We start from the raw sequence: 21,313 nt of genomic DNA on the forward strand, positions 1-21,313 counted from the left end.
CCGCTGGCTATGGCAAGTTTCCTCGATTTCGAAAAACCGATCGCCGAGCTTCAGGGGCGAATCGACGAGCTGCGCGAGACCGCGTCCGAAGGCACCGTCGATATCGCAGCCGAAGTCGGCAAGCTTCAGGCAAAGTCCGACAAGCTGCTGCGCGACACCTATTCCAAGCTGACCCCGTGGCAGAAGGCGCAAGTCGCGCGTCACGGCGACCGGCCGCATTTCAAGAACTATGTCGCCGGGCTGTTCGAGGACTTCATGCCGCTGGCCGGCGACCGTGCGTTCGGCGACGACCAGGCGATCCTCGGCGGCTTCGCGACGTTCAGAGGGCGCCGCATCCTCGTGATCGGTCACGAGCGCGGCGACGATACCGCCAGCCGGCTCAAGCACAATTTCGGGATGGGCAAGCCCGAAGGCTATCGCAAGGCGATTCGCCTGATGCAGCTCGCCGATCGCTTCGGCCTGCCCGTCGTGACGCTGGTCGACACCAACGGCGCCTTTCCCGGTATCCAGGCCGAGGAGCGCGGCCAGGCCGAGGCGATCGCGCGCTCGACCGAGGCGTGCCTTGCGCTCGGCGTGCCGATGGTCGCGGCCGTGGTCGGAGAGGGCGGTTCCGGGGGCGCGATCGCGCTCGCTGCCGGCAATATCGTGATGATGTTCGAACACGCCATCTATGCCGTGATCACGCCCGAGGGCTGCGCGTCGATCCTGTGGCGCACCGCCGACAAGGCGCCAGAGGCGGCCGAGGCGATGAAGATCACCGCGCAGGACCTCAAGGGTCTCGGCGTGATCGACACGATCGTGCCAGAGCCGCTTGGCGGTGCGCAGCGCGATCCGGCCACGGCGATCGCTGCGCTCGGCGACGCGATCGAGGCGGCGTTGGTCAAGCTCGACGGCAAGACGCCGGCCGAATTGCGCCGCGGCCGGCGCGACAAGTTTCTGGCGATGGGGCGGCTCTAGGCGGCGCGCACGCGACCGCGGCGATGGATTGCATAGCGCCCGATACCTTGGCGAAGGTCAGGGGAAGCCGATTGCCGACGCCCTGCATCGCGGCGATGGCGATCAGCGCGGCGCTAAGACCATTTCCAATTGCGGTCGCGTCTCTTCGTATCATACCCAGGTCCTGCCGCATTCGCATCGAACCCTTCCTGCCCGATCCGAGCCGATCGGACGAGGCGCGAAGCGGCGGCAGCCGTGAACAGGGTCTGCAGCGAACAGCAGCGCGAGACGCACGCGAAAACGGGCGGCAAGACCATCGTCTTGCCGCCCGCCGGTATTCGCATAAGCGATAAAGCTTACGTAGCGCTCGACTTCAGCGTGCCCGACACGTTGTTGAACGTGGTCTTGAGCTGGTTGCCCAGGCCCTGCATCGCGGCAATGGCGGCGACGGCGATCAGCGCTGCGATCAGGCCGTATTCGATGGCGGTCGCGCCCTTCGAGTTCTTGATGAAATTGCGGATGGTCTTCATGATTCCGGTCTCCAAGGATAATGCTTCAGTACCCGGTCGGACCGGCACCCCGGACCAACGCTGACCTTGTAGAAGACCAGAGTTGATAAAAGTTTAAGGCCGGCGAAGGGGACCGCGGCTCATTTTGCAGCGGTCGCGGTGCTGACCTTGGCATTGACGTTGCCCCACATGGCGATGGTGATATTGGCAAGCCCCGAGAGCGACACGATCATCGCAATGACGATGAGCGCGACGATCAGCCCATATTCGATGGCGGTGGCACCCCGTTTGTCGCCAAGCAGAGACTTCAGCAGTCTGACGATCATGGCGATATCCCCCGGGCCTGATACAGACGCAGCGATACCAGAGGATCGTTAACGAATGGCTAAGCTTGTCGAGGCGGATGTCGTAAAGCCGCTGATGCCGGTCGTGGCGGCCGCGTTGTTCGATCGCGACGGGCGTGTGCTGGTACAAATGCGCCCACCGGGGAAGGCGATGGCGGGATTGTGGGAGTTCCCCGGCGGTAAGATCGAGCCGGGCGAGACGCCCGAGGCGGCGCTGGTGCGCGAACTTGCGGAGGAACTCGGCATATTGGTCACCGAAGAGGCGCTGTCGCCGCTGACCTTCGCCAGCGCGGGCTTGCCCGGGCGCCATCTGCTGCTGTTGCTCTATGTCTGTCGCCAATGGGCGGGGGTGCCGCAGGCGCTCGACGCGACCGCGCTCGCCTGGCACGCGCCGACAGAATTGCGCGGTCTGGCGATGCCTCCAGCCGATCTGCCGTTCATCGCCGCGCTCGAGCAGATCATGCTCGAGCGCTGAACGCGCCGCTTCTTTCAAGAAGGTTGTCGATGAGCAACAATACCCGTCGACGTAAGTGCCTCAATAGCCCCGGTTTGTGCAAAAACAACAACTGAGTGGTTGGCAAACGAAAATACTCAGGTCTGCCTTTTGGGCAACAACGAGTGCTCATCGCCCGCGGGGGCGCGCATGACTCGTCGATCGAGATCGCCTGCATCAGCGCAGTAAGCATCTGGTTTAGAGAATTTGGTCGGTTGTCAGCGGTATATACTTGGAAAATAGCGTTCAACCTGCTGTCGGTTCCAGAGACCATCGGCTACGACCTCGATGTTCTCTGCTATGACCAGGTGGTAGGTGGAGGCGGCCTGTTGTCCGGTCCTTGTCGCGATCTCAAGAATCGATACACCCTTATTACCAAGGCTCGTCACAGCGTCGAGCGAGTAGGTTATGGGGTTTCTGCCGGCAGACGCGAGTCCATCAAGTGCTCGGCTTGCGACCTTGGCATTGAGTATCTCCAGCGGGCTTTGTTGCAAAACTGATGGCGGGGATTCACGCAGGGAATCGAGCGGTATAGATAGGCGTAATGCCCAAACCTGCCGCACCTGTGTATCGTACGACGAACTGGCCTGAGTATAATGCGGCGCTGAAGCGGCGTGGGTCGCTGGAAATATGGTTTGATCCGGAGATGCACTGGCTTTCGAAGCCGTGTGGTCGCCCTGGTCGCCCGATGCGGTTTTCAGACAGCGCGATAGAGCTGTGCCTGACGCTGAAGACGCTGTTCAACCTGCCTTTGCGGCAAGTGACGGGGTTGGTTTCGAGCCTGATCAAAATGGCGGGGCTGGATTGGTCGGTGCCGGATTATACGACGCTGTGCCGACGGCAGAAGACGTTGAAGGTCAACCTCGGCGGGCGGATCAGCTCGGGCGGACTGCACCTGCTGGTCGACAGCACCGGGATCAAAATGACGGGAGAAGGCGAGTGGAAGACGCGCAAACACGGACCGTCCTACCGTCGCCAGTGGCGCAAGGTGCATCTCGGGATTGATGCTGGGACGCTGGATATCCGGGCCATTGAGGTCACGACGAATGCCATTGGTGACGCACCGACGCTGCCCGTTCTCCTGGCGCAAATTCCCGGAGACGAGCGGATACTCAGCGTCGGCGGAGATGGCGCTTATGATACCAGGGACTGCCATGCCGCTATTGCCGGGCGCGGTGCCGATGCGGTCATCCCGGTCCGCCGCAACGGGCAACCATGGGCAGAAGGCGGTCCCGGCGTCGATGCACGCAATGGAGCGCTACGCGCGACAAAGCGGCTTGGTCGCGCAATCTGGAAAAAGTGGAGCGGCTATCATCGCCGCAGTCTGGTCGAGACCAAAATGCACTGCTTCAAACTCCTGGGCCAGCGCGTTGTCGCCCGCACCTTCGATCGTCAGATTACCGAGCTCAAAGTCCGTGCTGCAATTCTCAATCGGTTCTCCGAAATAGGAACGCCGGTGACCGTCCGCATCCAATAACATCTTCAAGTAAAACGTCGGTCATGCTCTCGCGTAATTATGCAACAAAGCCCTTTACATCCTCGAACGTCGCCGACGAGCAACACGAACTTCTCCTCCGCGTGCTGACGGGGATTTATGCCGGATGGTCCTCGCCGTCCGAGGACCGGCAGGATCTGTTCCTAGGAAATACGCCGGCTTGGCGCTTCTATATGTGCTGGCTCGCCTCCGTCGGTCTGACCTATGCCTTGGGTCACTTGGGCGCGTTGGACGCGCCGCTCTCCACAAAAGGCCGATCCGTCATGTTGATGCTCCAGGCGACCCGCGACCCCGCCTGGGAGGCACTGCCGATGTCCGAGGTGATCGAGGCGATCGCGCGGGCCGACCGGGGCCCGGAGGGCACCGGTCGGGAGGAGGCGTTGAAGGCGTTCGAGCGCGGCGTCGGCCTTCGCCGATTCGTCTTCGCCCGCGAGCGGGTCGGGAGGGCGTTTCTCATCACGCTCACCGGGATCGCTGCGGACGCCCGCATGCCCACGCGGCGGGTGATTTGGTCGCAACCGTTCACCGACGCCCAAATACGCGACGACCTGTTCGCATGGTTGGCGGCCCGAGTTCACAGGTGGGACGATTGGGGTCAGCTTGCATATCGTACTGGCGGCGAGGCGCTCACCCGCCACATCCTCGCGCTCGTCCTTCACAGCAATGGCTCGCCCTAGGGTTTCCAGCCGTCGGAAGTTGACGATCGAGTTAATCGTCGGCAACGACAATAGTAACCGGCTTATTCGCCAGATAGGCGAGGCCTGCACGACAGATGTAATTCCAATTTTCGTCCGAAGTAGCCACCTGACGTTGTTCAGCCGCTTTTTGTAATCCGTGCGAATCATTCTGACGTCGATCGGCTTTGAAGAACGGGAGAGGCGACGCTCAATTGCGGTGCCGTCGACTACGGCGGCATCAGCCGCACCCACCGCCGGCAAATTTGCATGGCCACGGCTCGATCTTCGGAAATCAACCGCACGCATACGAAACCGCCAGTCCGGCGAGTGCGTACCTACGCGGTGATTCGCGTTGCGAGCCCGTTATTCCTTAACATCATATCCTTGGAACCGGCTAAGCCGGATCCAGTGTTGGTTTGCCATTCATATGCAAACCACTCATTTGCTCACGTCGAGTAGCTCTTGTTGCTAATCGACAAAGGTTTGGAGGCCCGACCGGGAATCGAACCCGGGTGCGAGGATTTGCAGTCCTCTACGTCACCACTCCGCCATCGGGCCACGAGGCACTCGAGAGCGCATCGGGGAGGCGCGCTGATGCAAGGGTGGGGGCGCGCTGTCAACCGCGCGCATGCAAAAATGCCGATACGCGTCGCTTGGCGTAGGCATTCCATCACGATAGAAGCAAGCGCAGCAAACAAGTGTATTGCACAGCTACAACAGCTGTGCAAAGCTGGTGTCCGACAAGGGTGTGGCTCGATGACAGTGATGACGCATGAATCCGAAATGGTGGCGATGCGCCACGCAATGGTCGCCAGCCAGCTGCGCACCAATGCGGTGAGCGACGCGCGCGTGGTGGCGGCGATGGACAGCGTTCCGCGCGAGGCCTTCGTGCCCGCCGATGCAAAGGCGATCGCGTACCGCGACACCGCGGTGCCGCTCGGCCATGGCCGCGCGCAGAACGTGCCGATCGCGACCGGGCGCCTGCTGACCCAGGCCGAACTGCGCGCCACTGACCGCGTGCTGCTCGTCGGGGCCGCAGGCGGATACACCGCGGCGGTCCTGTCGCATCTCGTTGCCTCGGTCGTCGCGCTCGAATCCGAGCCGGCGCTCGCCGCCGCGGCGCGGACCGCTCTCGCCGACATGCCCACCGTCACCGTGGTCGAGGGGCCGCTCGAGGCCGGTCACGCCGCGGGCGCACCGTACGACGTCCTCGTCATCGATGGTGCCGTCGAGGCAGTGTCGGACGCGCTGATCGCGCAACTCGCGATCGGCGGGCGGGTCGTCACCGGGATCGCGGATCGCGGCGTCACGCGGCTGACCTCGGGCCGCAAGACCGCGGGCGGGTTCGCCTTGCTCGACTTTGCCGACATCGATTGCGTTCCGCTGCCGGGCTTCGCGCGGCCGCGCAGCTTCACGTTCTGACCAGAAAGAAACGCCGATCCATGCGTGCACACGTTTTCGTCACCGGTACAGCGCTGCTCGCTTTGGTCGCAACGCCGCTGTCGGCCGAGACGCTGCGCGAGGCACTGGTCAAGGCGTACAATACCAATCCCACGCTTGCGGCGCAGCGTGCCAGCCTGCGCGGGATCGACGAGACCGTGCCGATCGCACGGTCGCAGGGACTCCCGAGCGTCCAGCTGCAAAGCAGTTACACTGAAAATACGGTAAAGGCAGCGAACAGCTTCGTCTCGCCCGACCGTCAGGCGGTAGCGAGCGTGTCGCTCGCGGTGCCGATCTACAGCGGCGGCGCGGTGCGCAACAACGTCCGTGCGGCGCAAACCCGCGTCGAGAGCGGGCAGCTCAGCTTGCGCGGCACCGAAGCGAGCCTGTTCACCACCGTGGTCGGCGCCTATATGGACGTGATCCGCGACGAGGCGATCGTCGGGCTCAATACGCAGAACGTGCGCGTGCTCGAGGTCAACCTGCAGGCCAGCCGCGATCGGTTCCAGGTCGGCGACCTGACGCGCACCGACGTTGCGCAATCCGAGGCGCGGCTCGCGGTTGCGCGCAGCCAGCTGCAATCGTCGCAGGCGCAGCTGATCACCAGCCGTGAGAGCTACATCCGCTATGTCGGCACCGAGCCCGGCCGGCTCGACACGCCACCCGAACTGCCCAATCTGCCCGCCGAACCCGATGCAGCGGTCGATGTCGCGCTCAAGAACAATCCGACCTTGCTCGCCGCGGCGAAGGCGCGCGATGCTGCGGGATACGACATCGGTGTGGCGCGCGCGAACCGCTTGCCGCAGCTCGCCGTCAATGTCGGCGGCAATTATTACAATTATCTCGGCTCGCTCGGCTCGGGAACCGGGGTCGCGGTCGGCCAGAGCGGCAAGTCGGCGACGGTCGGGCTCGGGCTGACGCTACCGCTATACCAGGGCGGGCGTCCCGCCGCGCAAATCCGCCGCGCACAGGACGCGCGGGCTCAGGCGATCGAGCAGGTGACCGAGACCGAACGCGGCGTCATCGCGCAGGCGCGCTCGGCCTATGCGGTGTGGAAATCCTCGCTTGAGACGATCGCGTCGAGTGAGGTCGCGGTCAACGCCAACAAGCTCTCGCTCGAGGGCGTCCGCGCCGAGAACAGCGTCGGCAACCGCACGATTCTCGACATCCTCAATGCCGAGCAGGAATTGCTCAATTCGCAGGTCACGCTCGTGAGTGCGCAGCGCGACGCCTATGTCGCGGGCTTCGCCTTGCTCGCTGCGATGGGCGAGGCGGAGGCGCGCAATCTCGGGCTCGACGGCGGCGCGCTCTACGATCCGGTCGCGCATTACACCAGCGTGCGGCACCGGATCTGGGACTGGTCGTCGGACCCCGACCCCGCGATCACCGGCACGCGTACCAACGCCACGCGCCCACAAAATGCGAAGATGACGCAGCCACTCGACCCAATTCTCGATGCACCAGTTGACAGAAGCGCGCCGATCACTGCAGGTAATGCGACGAAGAACCGTTAACCATCGGATCGACGCACAACTTAGGAAGCGGCAATGGGTGATCTGAGCGCGGAGCCATCGATGGAAGACATCCTTTCGTCGATTAAGCGCATCATCGCCGAGGAAAATGATGCAACCCCGGGTCGCAGCAAGCGCCCGCCGCGTCAGCTTCCGCCGCGCTCCGAATCGGAACCCTTCGACCACGACATCCTCGAGCTGAGCGAGCCCGTCCATGAGCCGGAATATGCACGCGAGCCTGCCTCCCGTCCTGCGCCTCCACCTGAGCCGGAGCCTGTAGCGGTGGCCGCCAAGACTGCGTCGGCGCCTGCCGCGCCCGAACCGAGCCCCGAATCGCTGCTCTCGGCGCGTACTGCCGAAGCCTCGCGCAGCCCGCTCGACGCGCTGTCGCGGCTCGTCGTCAAGCCCGAGGTGACCGGATCGGACACGCTCGAGGGCGTGGTGCGCGAGATGCTGCGGCCGATGCTGCGCGATTGGCTCGACGCCAATCTGCCGACGATGGTCGAGGCGATGGTGGCGCGCGAGATCGATCGGATCACCGGCAAGTAACATCGCCGGCAAGACCGATTGCGGCAGCTTGCGGCTTCTGCTGTAACCTGCGGCCATGAAGATGCTTCTTGCCGCGACCGCCTTGAGCGCCGCTTTCGTCGCTGTTCCCGCAGCTGCCCGCCAACTCACCATCGACGACGTCGTCGCGCTGTCGCGCGTTTCGGCGCCTGCGGTCTCGCCCGACGGGCGCTGGCTCGTGTGGCAGCAGCGCGAGACGGATCTCACGATCGACGGCGGGCGTTTCGACCTGTGGCGGCTCGACCTCGCGCGCAAGGGCGCCGCGCCCGAGCGGCTCGCCGCCGAGGCCGCGGTCAACGAGACCGCGCCGCAATTCTCGAGCGACGGCAAGATGGTGTATTTCCAGTCGGACAAGGGCGGCGACGATGCGGTCTGGTCGATCGGCATCGCGGGCGGCGCAGCGACGCGGCTGACGCAGTTCAAGGGCGGGATGGGCGGCTTCAAGGTCTCGCCGCAGGACGACAAATTGCTCATCTGGGCCGATCGTCGGCCGGGCGCGCCGAGCCTCGAGCCGGCGATGATCAAGAAGGACGCCAATGCCGGCAACGGCCGCACCTTCGACCAGATGTTCGTGCGGCATTGGGCGAGCTGGTCCGACGGGACACGCTCGCAGCTGTTCGTCCTGCCGCTGAGCGCGACGGGCGCGACGGGGAACGGCGTTCCGATCGAAGGCGCGCTCGTCGGCGACGCGCCATCCAAGCCATTTGGCGGTGGCGAGGAAGTGTCGTGGAGCGCCGACGGCAAGACGGTGTTCTTCGCACTGCGCGAGGCGGGGCGAATCGAGCCGCTGTCGACCAATCTCGATATCTTCTCGGCGCCCGCGGATGGTTCGGCCGCGCCGACCAATTTGACCGCGGCGAACAAGGGCACCGACACCTTCCCGACCGTCTCGCCCGACGGGAAGTCGCTCGCCTGGGTCGCGATGAAGCGCGCGGGCTACGAGGCCGATCGGCAAGTGCTGATGTTGCGCGATCTGGCGAGCGGGCAGGTGCGGGCGCTGACCGAGGATTGGGATCGCTCGATCGGCTCGATCGCGTGGGCGCCCGATGGCAAGACGATCCTCGTCACCGCCGAGGACACGCAGGAGAATCCGATCTGGTCGGTTTCCCCGGTCACCGGCAAGGTCACGCGGCTGACGCAGGCGGGCAACGTCACGGCGGTGCTGCCGACCGCCAGCGGCGTGGTGTTCGCGATGAATTCACTGACCGCGCCCGACGACTTCTACCGGCTGAGCGGCACGAAAACGACGCGGCTGACCGCGGTCAACGCGGCCAAGCTTGCCGGGATCGACATGCCGAGCGTGACCAAGTTCAGCTTCACCGGGGCGAACGCCGACACCGTGTGGGGCTATGCGGTGAAACCCGCGGGCAGCACCGGCAAGGTCCCCGTCGCGTTCATGGTGCATGGCGGGCCGCAGGGGTCGAGCAACAACAGCTGGTCGTACCGCTGGAACCCGGCGGTCTTCGCGGGCGCAGGCTACGGCCTCGTCGCGGTCGATTTCCACGGGTCGACGGGCTACGGCCAGGGCTTCACCGATGCGATCCGCAGCAATTGGGGCGGGTGGCCGCTCGACGATCTGAAGGCGGGGCTCAAGGCCGCGACCGATAAATTCGCCTGGCTCGACGCCGACAATGCCTGCGCGCTCGGCGCGTCGTACGGCGGCTATATGATGAACTGGATCGAGGGCAATTGGCGCGATCGCTTCAAGTGCATCGTTCAGCATGACGGCGTGTTCGACGCGCGCGCGATGGCGTACGAGACCGAGGAGCTCTGGTTCGACGAATGGGAGCATGGCGGCAAGGCCTATTTCGAGGACCCCGCCGCGTTCGAGAAATGGAACCCGGTCAATCATGTGACCGCGTGGAAGACGCCGCAGCTCGTCATCACCTCGGAGGGGGATTACCGCATTCCCTACACGCAGGGGATCGCTGCGTTCACCGCGCTGCAGCGGCGCGATATTCCGTCGCGGCTGGTGGTCTATCCGGGCGGCAGCCATTGGGTGCAGAAACCCAATGAAAGCCGCCAATGGTATCGCGAAGTGCTGGGCTGGATGGGGAAATGGACCGGGCGTGACGTGGCGGGGCCGATCGTTGGCGGTTCGGGCCGCAAGGGCGGCTGACCTGGTATCCCCTCTCCCCGCGGGAGAGGGGTGTGGCGCGTAGCTTTCATCTGCCGTCCAGCTTGCCTGCGTAGATTTGTCCGCCTCATCCACTGCCACGAGGAGGAAACCCATGCGTTTGATGTCCAAGATCGCGCTGGCCGGTGTCGCGGCCTGTACGCTTGCCGGGACCGCTTATGCCGCGGATCGCGAATTTCACCGGATGAACGTCGCGCTCCCCGACGGCTCGGTCGCGCACGTGATCTATCAGGGCGATGTCGCGCCCAGGCTCGAGCTCGTGCCGGTCGAGCGCGCGATCCCCGTCGCACTGGTCGATTCGCCGTTCATCGGGTTCGACCAGATATTTGCCGACATGGATCGCCAGGCCGCCGCGATGATGCAGCAGGCCGCCGTGTTGCAGGCGTCGGCGCCTGCAGGCGGCAAGATCGACCAGGCGGCGCTCAAATCGATGCCGGCGGGCAGCAGCTATTCGTACACCTCGTACAGCTCGAGCAACGGCGGCTGCACGCAGAGCTACCAGATGACGGCGTACGGGACTGCCGAACCCAAGGTCGTCTCGCAGACCAGCGGCGATTGCAGCAAGGCGGGGCAGCTTCAGGCCGCGCCGAAGCCGGCCAAGGCGGTCGAAGCCCCCAAGACCGTGCCGCACGACGCGGTCTAACGCGCGCCATCCTGAAGTGGAGAGGGCGGTCCTGCGGGGCTGCCCTTTTCTTTTGCGGCATCGCGGCTAAAGCCTGAAGGCTATGACCGAGCTCTCCAAAACCTTCGACCCCGCCGAACTCGAGCAGCGCTGGTACGCGCATTGGGAAACCAACGGCCTGTTCCGCCCCGACCGCCCCGGCGCCGAGCCGTGGACGATCGTCAACCCGCCGCCCAACGTCACGGGTTCGCTCCATATCGGCCATGCGCTCGACAACACGCTGCAGGACATCCTCGCGCGGCATGCGCGGCTGCAGGGCAAGGATGCCTTGTGGGTGGTCGGCACCGATCATGCCGGCATCGCGACGCAGATGGTGGTCGAGCGCCAGATGGCCGCCTCCCAGCAGAAACGCACCGACTTCACCCGCGAAGCGTTCATCGCGAAGGTGTGGGAGTGGAAGGAAGAGAGCGGCGGCGAGATCACGCAGCAGCTCCGCCGGCTCGGCTGCTCGATGGACTGGGCGAACGAGCGCTTCACGATGGACGAGGGCTTTTCCAAGGCCGTGCTCAAGGTGTTCGTCGACCTGCACAAGGAAGGCCTGCTCTATCGCGACAAGCGGCTGGTGAACTGGGATCCGGGCCTCGGCACCGCGATCAGCGACCTCGAGGTCGAGACGCGCGAGATCAAGGGCAGCTTCTGGCATCTGCGCTATCCGCTGGCGGACGGGTCGGGCTTCATCGAGGTCGCGACGACGCGGCCCGAGACGATGCTCGCCGACATGGCGGTCGCGGTGAACGCGTCGGACGAGCGCTACACGCATCTCGTCGGCAAGCAGATCAAACTGCCGATCACCGGCCGGTTGATCCCGATCGTGACCGACGACCATGCCGATCCCGAGCTGGGGTCGGGCGCGGTCAAGATCACGCCGGGGCATGACTTCAACGATTTCGAGGTCGGCAAGCGCGCCGGGATCGCGGCGAACGCGATGCTCAACATGCTCGATGCCAAGGCGCAGGTCGTCCAGGTGTCGGACGGGCTGATCCCGGCCGAGCTGCTCGGTCTCAGCACGGCGGAGGCGCGCAAGGCGGTCGTCGCGCGGCTGAAGGCCGAGGGCTTCCTCATCGCGCATACCGACAAGGACGGCGTCGAGCATGACGCCGAGCCGCGCACGATCCAGACGCCGTATGGCGATCGCTCGGGCGTGGTGATCGAGCCGTGGCTGACCGACCAATGGTATGTCGATGCGGCGACGCTCGCCAAGCCGGCGATCGAGGCGGTGCGCTCGGGCGCGATTCAGATCGTGCCCAAGACGTGGGAGAAGACCTTCTTCAACTGGATGGAGAATATCCAGCCGTGGTGCGTCTCGCGGCAGCTGTGGTGGGGGCACCGGATCCCGGCATGGTTTGGGCCGAAGAAAGTTACTGAAGACAAGCTAGTCGAAAACCCGAACGACCCTGCTGGACAGGAGATCTTCGTCGCGCCGACCGAGGACGACGCAATCGCGTTGGCTCGGATCTACTATGGTGATAGTTGGACAGTTACGACATCCGAAGCCCTGCCTTGGAAAGCACCTGAGGGTATGACCCATGAGTCCACCTATCATGAGGGTGCGCTCAAGGTTGTAACGCTTAATCGTGATCCCGACGTGCTCGACACCTGGTTCTCCTCCGCGCTGTGGCCGTTCGCGACGATGGGGTGGCCGGATGATCAATCCCCCTCCCCTTCAGGGGAGGGGCTAGGGGTGGGGGACGCCTCGCAGAGCACCGCGCTCGCGGGACGGCCCCACCCCAACCCCTCCCCTGAAGGGGAGGGGCTTAATACGCTGCACGGCCGCTACCCGAACGACGTGCTCATTTCGGGCTTCGACATCCTGTTCTTCTGGGACGCCCGCATGATGATGCAGGGCATCCACTTCATGGGCGATGTGCCCTTCAAGAAGCTCTACCTCCACGGCTTGGTCCGCGCCGCCGATGGCGCGAAGATGTCCAAGTCGAAGGGCAATGTCGTCAACCCGCTCGGGCTGATCGACCAGTACGGCGCCGACGCTTTGCGCTTCTTCATGGCGGCGATGGAGAGCCAGGGCCGCGACATCAAGATGGATGAGAAGCGCGTCGAGGGCTATCGCAACTTCGCCACCAAGCTGTGGAATGCGTGCCGCTTCGCGCAGTCGAACGGCATCGTCGCGAGCACGACGCTCGAGGCGCCGGCGGCCGAGCGCGCGGTCAACAAGTGGATCATCGCCGAGACGATCGCGTGCGTTCAGGCGGTCGACCTGGCGCTTGCCGACCTGCGCTTCGATGGCGCGGCGAATGCGGTCTATCAGTTCGTGTGGAGCCGGTTCTGCGACTGGTATCTCGAGCTGATCAAGCCGGTGTTCGACGGCGACGAAAAGGGCAGCATCGATCCCGAGAGCAAGCGCGTCGCGGGCTGGGTGATCGACCAGATCCTCGTGCTGCTTCACCCGTTCATGCCATTCATCACCGAGGAATTGTGGCACGCGATGGGGCCGCGCGAGACCGATCTGATCGTTGCGAAATGGCCGATGGCCGATGCGCGCTCGCTCGATCCGGCGGCGAGCAAGGAGATCGACTGGCTGATCCGATTGGTGTCGGAAATCCGCGCCGCGCGGACCGAGGTCAATATCGCGCCGGGCACGCGGATGCAGATGCACGTGCGCGATGCCGATGCGGAGACGCTCGCGCGGCTCGATCGGCAGGCGCCGGCGATCGCGCGGCTTGCGCGGGCGAGCGTGGTGCAGGATGCGCCCGGCGGCGGCGCGCTGCAGGTGGTGGTCGATGGCGCGACCTTCGTGCTGCCGCTCGAGGGGATCATCGACCTCGGGGTCGAGCGCGAGCGGCTGACCAAGGGCATTGCCGCCGCCGCCAAGGAGCGCGATGCGCTTGCCGGGCGGCTGGGCAATGCGAGCTTCGTGGAACGCGCCAAGCCCGAGGCGGTTGAGAAGGCGCGAGCCGATCACGCCGAGAAGTCCGCCGAGGCCGAGCGGTTGACGGCGGCGCTGCATCGGCTGGGCTGAGATCGGATAGTCGTCACCCCGGCCTTGTGCCGGGGTCTACCGTGACACACGAGCGGGCAGCGTTGCTCTCGCGGCACGGTGGACCCCGGCACCAGGCCGGGGTGACGAAGGGGAGTAGAGACGACGATGGCAAGCTCCCCGACGCGCCGCGGTCAGCGCGACCTGACCACCGGGCCGATCGCGATGACGCTGCTCGCCTTCGCGCTCCCCACGCTCGGATCGAACATCCTCCAGTCGCTCAACGGGTCGATCAACACGATCTGGGTCGGGCGCTTCCTCGGCGAGGGCGCGGTGGCGGCGACGGCCAACGCCAACACGATCATGTTCCTGATGTTCGCGCTCGTGTTCGGCTTCGGCATGGCCTCGACCATTCTGATCGGCCAGAGCATGGGCCGGCGCGACGTCGAGGCGGCCCGCCGTGCGTTCGGCGCTTCGATCGGGCTGGTGATGGCGGGCGCGGTGGTCGTCGCGGCGCTCGGCTGGGTCTTTTCGCCGGACATCTTGCGCGTGCTCGCCACGCCGCCGACCGCGATGCCGCTCGCGCTGGCCTATCTGCGCGTGATCTTCCTCGGGCTGCCCGCCTCGATGCTGCTTGTCCTGCTCAGCATGGCGCTGCGCGGGATCGGCGATTCGATCACGCCGCTCTGGTTCACCTTGCTCAGCGTATTGCTCGACAGCGGGTTGAACCCGGTGTTCATCCGCGGCTGGTTCGGCATGCCGGCTTTGGGGATCGCCGGTTCGGCGACCGCGACGCTGATCTCGGCACATGTCGCCGCGTTCGGATTGCTCGCCTATGTCTATCTGCGCGACTTGCCGATCCGGCTGCGCGGCAGTGAGCTCAGCTACCTGATGCCGAGCCTCGCGCTGACGCGGACGATCCTGTCGAAGGGCCTGCCGATGGGCGCGCAGATGCTGGTCATGTCGGTCGCTGCGCTGACGATGACCGGGCTCGTCAATCGCTACGGGATCGAGACGACCGCGGCCTATGCCGTGTCGCTTCAGCTCTGGGCCTATATCCAGATGCCTGCGCTCGCGGTCGGCGCGGCGGTGAGCAGCATGGCGGCGCAGAATATCGGCGCAGGCTTCTGGGATCGGGTCGATCGGATCACGCGCGCGGGGCTGATCTTCAGTGCGGTGCTGACCTCGACGATGGTGCTTGCGATCATCGCGTTCGACCGGCCGGTGATGGGGCTGTTTCTTGGCAGTGAAAGCCCGGCGATCCCGATTGCGCGGCATATCCAGGTGCTCGCGAGCTGGAACTTCATCGTCTTCGGCATGACGATGGTCTTGTTCTCGACCGTGCGCGCCAACGGTGCCGTTTGGGCGCCACTGATCATGCTGTTCGTCGCGATGTATCCGGTGCGGATCGGCTTTGCCTTGCTGTTCCAGCCGACATGGGGTGCTGACGCGCTGTGGTGGAGCTTCCCGCTCGGCTCGTGCGCCAATTTCGTGATGGCGCTGTGCTATTATCGCTATGGCGGGTGGCGCAACCAGCGGCTCGTCGTGCCGGCCGAGCGCGCGCAGGAACAGGTGCCGAGCTCGGCCGAACCGGCGGGGCGGCTGCACCCGTCGAGCTAGGGCAGCAACGCGAAGCTCACCACGATTTGCGCGCGCGTCTCGACCGGGGTCGGCGCGATGTCGAGCACGACCGGCGCCTGCGCGATAGCTGCCGGCGCCATGTTGTAAGCATTCGCGGTATCGAACAGCGTGCGCCCGTTGGGATCGGCCCGCATGATCGAAACGACCGGACCGAGTCGCATCCCGCTCGCCGCCGCCAGCGCAGTGGCCTGAGCGCGCGCATTCGCCATCGCATCGGACACTGCGCGCTGCGCTGGCGCACTATCGTCGCGCAAAGCGAAGGCTTCGATCCGCGCACTGCTTGCGCCGAGTCGCCCCGCGAGGCCGACCGCGGTGCCGGCCTGCGCCACCGCTGCCAGCCGCACGCTCGTATCGGTCGTCGCGACATGCCCGACTACCCGGCATGGCCCCTTTTGTGTCCCCGGCGCGCCACCGCTGGCAGACTGTTCGAGCGTGTCGAGCGCGTCGTCCATCATCTCGGCAGCGCTGCCGCCACCGCCGCGATCGGAACAATCCCCGCCCTTCACTTCGCGCATCGCGATCGCGCCGGTGCGGATATCGAGTTTGGGGTCGAGACTGCGCAGGCCGCCGAAGACAGCGCGCTGCTTGGCGGCGAGCGCGGTGGTGGCCGCGTCAGGGGTCTTGCCTTCCCCGCGAATGGACAGCTCCAGGGTCGCGAGATCGGGTGGAGTTTCGATCTTGCCCGACGCGGTGACCAGGATCGTGTTGGGTCGCGCCAGATCCGGGAGCGTCTGCGCGAACGCGGGCGCGGACCACAGTGTGATGAGCGCAAGCGGCATGAGCTTCGACACGGCGCGTCTCCCGGTGCGTGTTATGTTGTAACATCAGCATCGCAGCGATCGAGCAGTCATGCAAGACCGCTTGCGCCCGCCCGCGCGAGGTCGCAGAACGCGCAGCATGACCGCGCAATATCCAGCACTTCGCCTTCGTCGCACTCGTGCATCGGCCTGGAGCCGGCGGCTTTATGCCGAAACGGTGCTCACCCCCGCCGATCTGATCTGGCCGCTGTTCATCGCCGAAGGCTCGGGCGTCGAGGAGCCGATCGCCTCGCTGCCCGGCGTGTCGCGCTGGTCGGTCGACGGGATCGTTGCGCGGGGGCGTGAAGCGCGCGATCTGGGGATTCCGTGCATCGCTTTGTTCCCCAACACGCCGGGGCATCTGCGCAGCGAGACGGGCGCGGAAGCGCTCAATCCCGACAATCTGATGTGCCGCGCGGTGCGCGCGCTCAAGGACGCCGTGCCCGAAGTGGGCGTGCTGACCGACGTCGCGCTCGATCCCTATACCAGCCACGGCCATGACGGGCTGCTCGATGCGGCGGGCTATGTGCTCAACGATGCGACTTCGGATGCCCTGGTCGGGCAGGCACTCAACCAGGCGGCGGCGGGATCGGACATCATCGCGCCGTCGGACATGATGGACGGCCGCATCGGCGCGATCCGCGAGGCGCTTGAGGGGGACTCGCACCACAATGTCCAGATCATGTCCTACGCCGCCAAGTACGCGAGCGCCTTCTACGGCCCGTTCCGCGATGCGGTCGGCTCGCGCGGCCTGCTCAAGAGCGACAAGAAGACGTACCAGATGGACTCGGCCAATGCCGAGGAAGCGCTGCGCGAGGTCGCGCTCGACCTTGCAGAGGGCGCCGACAGCGTGATGGTCAAGCCCGGGCTGCCCTATCTCGACATCGTCGCGCGGGTGAAGGCGGCGTTCGAAGTGCCGGTGTTCGCGTATCAGGTGAGCGGCGAATATGCGATGATCGAGGCGGCGGTTGCAGCGGGCGCCGCCGAGCGCGACCCGATGGTGCTCGAGACGCTGATGGCGTTCAAGCGCGCGGGCTGCTCAGGCGTGCTGACCTATCATGCCGCGCATGCGGCGCGCTTGCTCAACGCGTGATCGAGACGGCGCGCTTGCGGTTGCGACCCTGGCGCGAGGCCGACAAGCCTGCGTTCGCGCGCATCATCAACACGCCGGCCATGATGGCGCATTTCGGCGGCGTCCGCCCCCGCGCCGAGATCGACACGCTGATCGACTCGCAAACGGCGAAACAGGCCGCCGAAGGGCATTGTATTTGGGCGGTCGAGACCCGGTGTGATGCCGAACTCGCCGGGATTTGCGGCCTGCGGATCGGGGGGCATCCGGACACGCCGGTCGACGGGATGTACGAACTCGGCTGGCGAATCGCCGAGCGGCATTGGGGTCGGGGCGTCGCGCGCGAGGCGGCCGAGGCGAGCCGCGACTGGGGTTGGGCGAACACGCCGGCGCGCACGATCGCGGCGTGGACCAACCCCGATAATGCGCCGTCCTGGGGGCTGATGCTGCGGATCGGCATGACGCGCCGGCCCGAGCTCGATTTCCGCCACCCGCGCTTTCTCGACACCGATGATCCCATTGGCGACATGATCGTCTATGCGGTCGATCGTCCATGATCGAGACGCCGCGGCTGATCCTGCGCGGCTGGCGCGAGCGCGACATCGCGCCGTTCCATGCGATGGGACAGGATGCCGAGGTGATGCGCTATCTCAAGCCGCCGCTGAGCCTGGACGCCGCGCGCGCCGCGCATGACCTGATGGTCAGGTGTCTGGCGCAGCACGGCCATTGCTTCTGGGCGCTCGATCGGCGCAGCAACGGCGCCTTTCTCGGATTCTGCGGGCTCAAGCCGGGCGACCGTTTCCTCGAAGGCGAGACCGAGATTGCCTGGCGGCTCGCGCGCGACGCGTGGGGGCAGGGCTATGCGCGGGAGGCGGCCGAGGCGAGCCTTGCCTGGGGCTGGGCAAATCTCGATGTCCCCCGCATCACCGCGATCACCGTGCCCGCCAACACGCGCAGCTGGGGGCTGATGGAGCGCATCGGCATGACGCGTGTGTCCGACGGCGATTTCGACCATCCCGACCTTGCCGCGGGCCACCCGCTGCGGCGCCACATCCTCTATCGTATCGATCGGCCGACTGCATGACGACCCTCCGATCTCCCGCGCGCCTTGCGCGGCCGCTGTTCGTGCTGACCATCCTGGCGAGTTCGTTCTTGCTCTTCCTCGTCCAGCCGATGGTTGCGCGCATGGCGCTGCCGCGGCTCGGCGGTGCGCCGGCGGTGTGGAACTCGGCGATGCTCGTCTATCAGGCGCTGCTCCTCGCCGGTTATGGCTATGCCCATTGGCTCGGCCGGCTGACGCCGCGGGGGCAGGCCATGACACATCTCGGTGTCTTGCTGGTGGCCGGTCTGTGGCTGCCGATCGGCCTGACGTCGCTTCAGCCGAGCCCCACCGCGCAGCCCGCGATCTGGGTGCCGTGGCTGCTCGGCCTGTCGATCGGGCCGCTGTTCTTCGCGATCTCGGCGCAGGCGCCGCTGCTGCAGCGCTGGTTCAGCCTGACGCGCCACGGCGACAACCCGTATGGGCTTTATGCCGCGTCGAACCTCGGGAGCTTTGCCGGGCTGATCGCTTACCCCTTGTTCGTCGAGCCCGGCCTCGCCCTGTACGGCCAACGCGCGCTGTGGAGCAGCGGCTATATCCTGGTCGGCCTGCTGGTGGCGTTGTGCGCGGCGACCCTGCCGCAGCGCGGGCCGAGCGTCGAGGCCGAGCCGCGCGCCACCTCGCCCGCGCCGGGGCGGCGGCGCATCGTGCATTGGATCGCGCTGGCGATGGTGCCGTCGGGGCTGATGCTCGCGACCTCGACGTTGATCACCACCGATATCGTTGCGATGCCGCTGTTGTGGGTCCTCCCGCTCGGGCTGTACCTCCTGAGCTTCACGATCGCCTTCGCCAGCGACCGCACCACCGCCGATCTCCAGACGCGCATCGCGCCCGTTGCGATCCTGCTGTTCGGCGGGTTGCTCGTCGGCGGGATGGCGGGGATGCCCATGCTCGGCGCGATCATGGCGCTGGCGCTGTTGTTCCTCGTCTCGGTCGCGCTCCACACCGCGATGTATCGGCTGCGGCCCGAACCCGACCAGTTGACGGGTTTCTATCTCGCGATGTCGGTCGGCGGGGTGCTTGGCGGCGTGTTCTCGGGCCTGCTGGCGCCGTTGCTGTTCGACTGGACGTATGAATATCCGATCCTGCTGCTCGCGGCCGGGTTGCTCATGCCGCAACGCGCCTTGCTGGGGCTGATCGCCCGGCTGTGGGGCGGCAGCGCGCAGCGGCAGCGGCTGCTGCTCTATGGCGTTGCGATCGTCGTGCTCGGCCTCGCGGCGCTCGTGCTCGCGTATCCCGGGGCGGTCGATGGGCCCGGCCCGATGCAGCAGGTCGCGCTGCTCGTCATGGTCGGGATCGGGATCCTCGCGATCGGATCGCGCCGCGCTTTCGGCATCGCCCTGCTCGGATCGCTCATCGCATTCGGGGGGTATCGCGCGGTCGTGATCTCGCTCGAGCCAGGCGCGCGGACGAGAAGCTATTTTGGCATCTATACCGTTCGCGGCAATCCGCATGAGCGGCAACTCGCACACGGAACGACGGTGCACGGCACGCAGGTGCTGGGTTCCGCCGGGCTCGAGCGGACGCCGACGACCTATTATGTGCCGGGTTCGGGGATCGGCCAGGCGATGCAGGCGGCGCCGGCGCTCTATGGCCCCGGCGCGCGAATCGGCGTGGTCGGGCTGGGGGCGGGGACGCTGGCCTGTTACGCCAAGCGTGGCCAAGACTGGCGCTTCTACGAGATCGACCCGGCAATCGTCCGGCTCGCCCGAACGCGCTTCAGCTTTCTGTCGCGGTGCTTGCCCGACGCGAAGGTCGTCCTGGGCGATGCGCGGCTCAACCTTGCCCGCGCGCCAGAGGGATCGCTCGATCTGCTCGCGCTCGACGCTTTCTCGTCCGACTCGGTGCCGATGCACCTCATGACGCGCGAAGCCTTCGCCAGCTACGCGCGCGTGCTTGCGCCGCGGGGGCTGCTGCTGGTGCACATCTCGAATCGCTTCCTCGACCTCGAGCCGGAGGTTGCAGGGGCCGCGAAAGCCGGCGGGTGGCATGCGGTGCAGCTCTTTTATCACCCGGTCCACAATGACACGCCCGCCGCTACGATGTCGCAATGGGTCGCGCTGTCGCACGATCCGAAAATCATTGCGGCTTTGCAGCGCGGCAATGCGGCGTGGGCGCCCGTCCCGCTACGTGCCGGCTTCATGCCCTGGACCGACGATTATTCGACGATCCTGCCGCTGCTCAAAGGGCTGCGCTAGTTCAGCGGGCTAGGCGCCAGGCAGCGTTGCGGAGATCGCGGTGATGCGCGCGCTCTGCGCTTCGAAGGCCGCCTGTGCCGCGCTCTGCAGCGTCGTGATCGCCGGATAGTCGGGCTGGCCGCCAGTGATGCGGTCCGAGGCCATCGTATCGATCGCGGAAAGCGTCGCCGACGTCGTTGCGCGATAGCCGTCGAGTTCGGCGAGCGCGGTCTGCGCTGCGATCCAGCGCTCGGCGCCGGGCGCGTCGCCCCTGGCGGCGGCGGCGAGCCGCTCGGCGCGTGCCGCGGCAGGCGTGAAATCGGCGGCGGTGCGGTCGAGGGTCTTGTGGAGCTCGGCCAGCGCCGAATCGGTCGATGGTTCGGGATCGGCGAGCGCGACCGGCGTTTCGGGCTCGGCATCGCTGCGCGTTTCGATCGCGCGTGGCAGCAGCGAGGGGTAGCGCATCGAGGTCTGCGCGGCGCACCCGCCGAGGATCATGGTCAGGGCCAGCGCTAAAGCGGCGGGGCGGGCGGGCAAAAGCGGCTGGGTCATCAAGAAATCCTCTATGTCGGCAAGAAAGGTGACGCAACGCCCTTGCGTCCTCCGAAAGACGCCGCTAACAGCGCCACTCCACTGCACCCATAGCTCAGCTGGATAGAGCATCAGACTACGAATCTGAGGGTCGGGCGTTCGAATCGCTCTGGGTGCACCAACCTTTTCCGCCGAATGGCGGGCGACGAGCCGGGACAGAAATGTCCCGGCTTTTCTGCGTTATGGCGGTGTCGGTGGTGCGCGCCGACGAGACGG

The 21,313-nt window shown here is 66.0% G+C and carries 20 protein-coding genes and 2 tRNA genes; 17 read left to right on the top strand and 5 right to left on the bottom strand.

From position 1 onward, the window contains the following. Positions 1 to 9: 9 nt before the first annotated feature. A complete protein-coding gene (locus ACVWYO_RS16900) occupies positions 10 to 957 on the top strand; it encodes an acetyl-CoA carboxylase carboxyltransferase subunit alpha (protein WP_457352739.1) in 948 nt (315 codons plus the stop codon). 335 nt (positions 958 to 1,292) lie between these two features. On the opposite strand, the gene ACVWYO_RS16905 is transcribed toward ACVWYO_RS16900, so the two are convergent. Then, on the bottom strand, positions 1,293 to 1,466 hold the full coding sequence (locus tag ACVWYO_RS16905; RefSeq protein WP_457352741.1) for a Flp family type IVb pilin: 174 nt from the start codon (positions 1,464 to 1,466) through the stop codon (positions 1,293 to 1,295). A gap of 119 nt (positions 1,467 to 1,585) precedes the next feature. Then, positions 1,586 to 1,771: a Flp family type IVb pilin gene (locus tag ACVWYO_RS16910; RefSeq protein WP_457352743.1), complete on the bottom strand. Its 186-nt coding sequence runs from the start codon at positions 1,769 to 1,771 to the stop codon at positions 1,586 to 1,588. A gap of 55 nt (positions 1,772 to 1,826) precedes the next feature. Here ACVWYO_RS16910 and ACVWYO_RS16915 point away from each other — a divergent pair, with 55 nt between their 5' ends. From ACVWYO_RS16915 to ACVWYO_RS16930, 4 genes are all read left to right on the top strand, one after another. Continuing rightward, complete coding sequence (locus ACVWYO_RS16915) at positions 1,827 to 2,264, top strand: (deoxy)nucleoside triphosphate pyrophosphohydrolase (RefSeq protein WP_457352745.1); 438 nt, start codon at positions 1,827 to 1,829, stop codon at positions 2,262 to 2,264. A 95-nt stretch (positions 2,265 to 2,359) separates the two neighbouring features. Beyond that, positions 2,360 to 2,782, top strand: a complete 423-nt coding sequence (locus ACVWYO_RS16920) for a hypothetical protein (protein WP_457352747.1) — start codon at positions 2,360 to 2,362, stop codon at positions 2,780 to 2,782. Positions 2,783 to 2,826: 44 nt separating this feature from the next. Continuing rightward, the gene (locus tag ACVWYO_RS16925) at positions 2,827 to 3,759 is read left to right on the top strand and encodes an IS5 family transposase (protein ID WP_457348219.1); all 933 of its coding nucleotides are present in this window, start codon (positions 2,827 to 2,829) and stop codon (positions 3,757 to 3,759) included. Positions 3,760 to 3,860: 101 nt separating this feature from the next. Beyond that, positions 3,861 to 4,454: a hypothetical protein gene (locus ACVWYO_RS16930; RefSeq protein ID WP_457352749.1), complete on the top strand. Its 594-nt coding sequence runs from the start codon at positions 3,861 to 3,863 to the stop codon at positions 4,452 to 4,454. A gap of 484 nt (positions 4,455 to 4,938) precedes the next feature. Here the strand turns inward: ACVWYO_RS16930 and ACVWYO_RS16935 are convergent. After that, positions 4,939 to 5,012 (bottom strand) — tRNA-Cys (locus tag ACVWYO_RS16935). Positions 5,013 to 5,210: 198 nt separating this feature from the next. Here ACVWYO_RS16935 and ACVWYO_RS16940 point away from each other — a divergent pair. The 7 genes from ACVWYO_RS16940 (at position 5,211) to ACVWYO_RS16970 (ending at position 15,343) form a co-directional block, all read left to right on the top strand. Continuing rightward, a complete protein-coding gene (locus ACVWYO_RS16940; protein WP_457352751.1) occupies positions 5,211 to 5,876 on the top strand; it encodes a protein-L-isoaspartate O-methyltransferase family protein in 666 nt (221 codons plus the stop codon). 20 nt (positions 5,877 to 5,896) lie between these two features. Next, positions 5,897 to 7,408, top strand: a complete 1,512-nt coding sequence (locus ACVWYO_RS16945; RefSeq protein ID WP_457352753.1) for a TolC family outer membrane protein — start codon at positions 5,897 to 5,899, stop codon at positions 7,406 to 7,408. Between the two features lie 60 nt (positions 7,409 to 7,468). Beyond that, positions 7,469 to 7,954, top strand: coding sequence for a DUF2497 domain-containing protein (locus ACVWYO_RS16950; RefSeq protein ID WP_457352755.1), 486 nt, complete (start codon positions 7,469 to 7,471; stop codon positions 7,952 to 7,954). Between the two features lie 55 nt (positions 7,955 to 8,009). Then, on the top strand, positions 8,010 to 10,091 hold the full coding sequence (locus tag ACVWYO_RS16955; protein ID WP_457352757.1) for a prolyl oligopeptidase family serine peptidase: 2,082 nt from the start codon (positions 8,010 to 8,012) through the stop codon (positions 10,089 to 10,091). Positions 10,092 to 10,203: 112 nt separating this feature from the next. Beyond that, positions 10,204 to 10,752, top strand: a complete 549-nt coding sequence (locus tag ACVWYO_RS16960) for a hypothetical protein (RefSeq protein ID WP_457352759.1) — start codon at positions 10,204 to 10,206, stop codon at positions 10,750 to 10,752. Positions 10,753 to 10,834: 82 nt separating this feature from the next. After that, a complete protein-coding gene (locus ACVWYO_RS16965) occupies positions 10,835 to 13,765 on the top strand; it encodes a valine--tRNA ligase (protein ID WP_457352761.1) in 2,931 nt (976 codons plus the stop codon). Between the two features lie 126 nt (positions 13,766 to 13,891). Then, positions 13,892 to 15,343: an MATE family efflux transporter gene (locus ACVWYO_RS16970; RefSeq protein ID WP_457352762.1), complete on the top strand. Its 1,452-nt coding sequence runs from the start codon at positions 13,892 to 13,894 to the stop codon at positions 15,341 to 15,343. Here ACVWYO_RS16970 and ACVWYO_RS16975 read toward each other — a convergent pair. Then, positions 15,340 to 16,155: an SIMPL domain-containing protein gene (locus ACVWYO_RS16975; RefSeq protein ID WP_457352764.1), complete on the bottom strand. Its 816-nt coding sequence runs from the start codon at positions 16,153 to 16,155 to the stop codon at positions 15,340 to 15,342. The genes ACVWYO_RS16970 and ACVWYO_RS16975 overlap by 4 nt on opposite strands. Before the next feature lie 106 nt (positions 16,156 to 16,261). Between ACVWYO_RS16975 and hemB the strand changes: the two genes are divergently transcribed. Genes hemB through ACVWYO_RS16995 form a run of 4 tightly spaced genes read left to right on the top strand, consistent with a single transcriptional unit; the run spans position 16,262 to position 20,527 of the window. Further along, on the top strand, positions 16,262 to 17,254 hold the full coding sequence (hemB, locus tag ACVWYO_RS16980; RefSeq protein ID WP_457352766.1) for a porphobilinogen synthase: 993 nt from the start codon (positions 16,262 to 16,264) through the stop codon (positions 17,252 to 17,254). Between the two features lie 14 nt (positions 17,255 to 17,268). Beyond that, positions 17,269 to 17,787 carry a GNAT family N-acetyltransferase gene (locus ACVWYO_RS16985; protein WP_457352768.1) on the top strand — a complete coding sequence of 173 codons (519 nt, stop codon included), beginning with the start codon at positions 17,269 to 17,271 and terminating at the stop codon, positions 17,785 to 17,787. Next, complete coding sequence (locus ACVWYO_RS16990; protein ID WP_457352770.1) at positions 17,784 to 18,314, top strand: GNAT family N-acetyltransferase; 531 nt, start codon at positions 17,784 to 17,786, stop codon at positions 18,312 to 18,314. Before ACVWYO_RS16985 ends, ACVWYO_RS16990 begins: the two co-directional genes overlap by 4 nt. Continuing rightward, positions 18,311 to 20,527 carry a spermidine synthase gene (locus ACVWYO_RS16995; RefSeq protein ID WP_457352773.1) on the top strand — a complete coding sequence of 739 codons (2,217 nt, stop codon included), beginning with the start codon at positions 18,311 to 18,313 and terminating at the stop codon, positions 20,525 to 20,527. Before ACVWYO_RS16990 ends, ACVWYO_RS16995 begins: the two co-directional genes overlap by 4 nt. Positions 20,528 to 20,536: 9 nt before the next feature. Here ACVWYO_RS16995 and ACVWYO_RS17000 read toward each other — a convergent pair whose 3' ends face one another. After that, positions 20,537 to 21,058, bottom strand: a complete 522-nt coding sequence (locus tag ACVWYO_RS17000) for a hypothetical protein (RefSeq protein WP_457352775.1) — start codon at positions 21,056 to 21,058, stop codon at positions 20,537 to 20,539. Between the two features lie 83 nt (positions 21,059 to 21,141). Between ACVWYO_RS17000 and ACVWYO_RS17005 the strand changes: the two genes are divergently transcribed. Then, positions 21,142 to 21,218: transfer RNA gene (locus ACVWYO_RS17005), tRNA-Arg, on the top strand. The last annotated feature ends 95 nt before the right edge of the window (positions 21,219 to 21,313 follow it).

The organism is Sphingomonas sp. UYP23 (assembly GCF_054059235.1).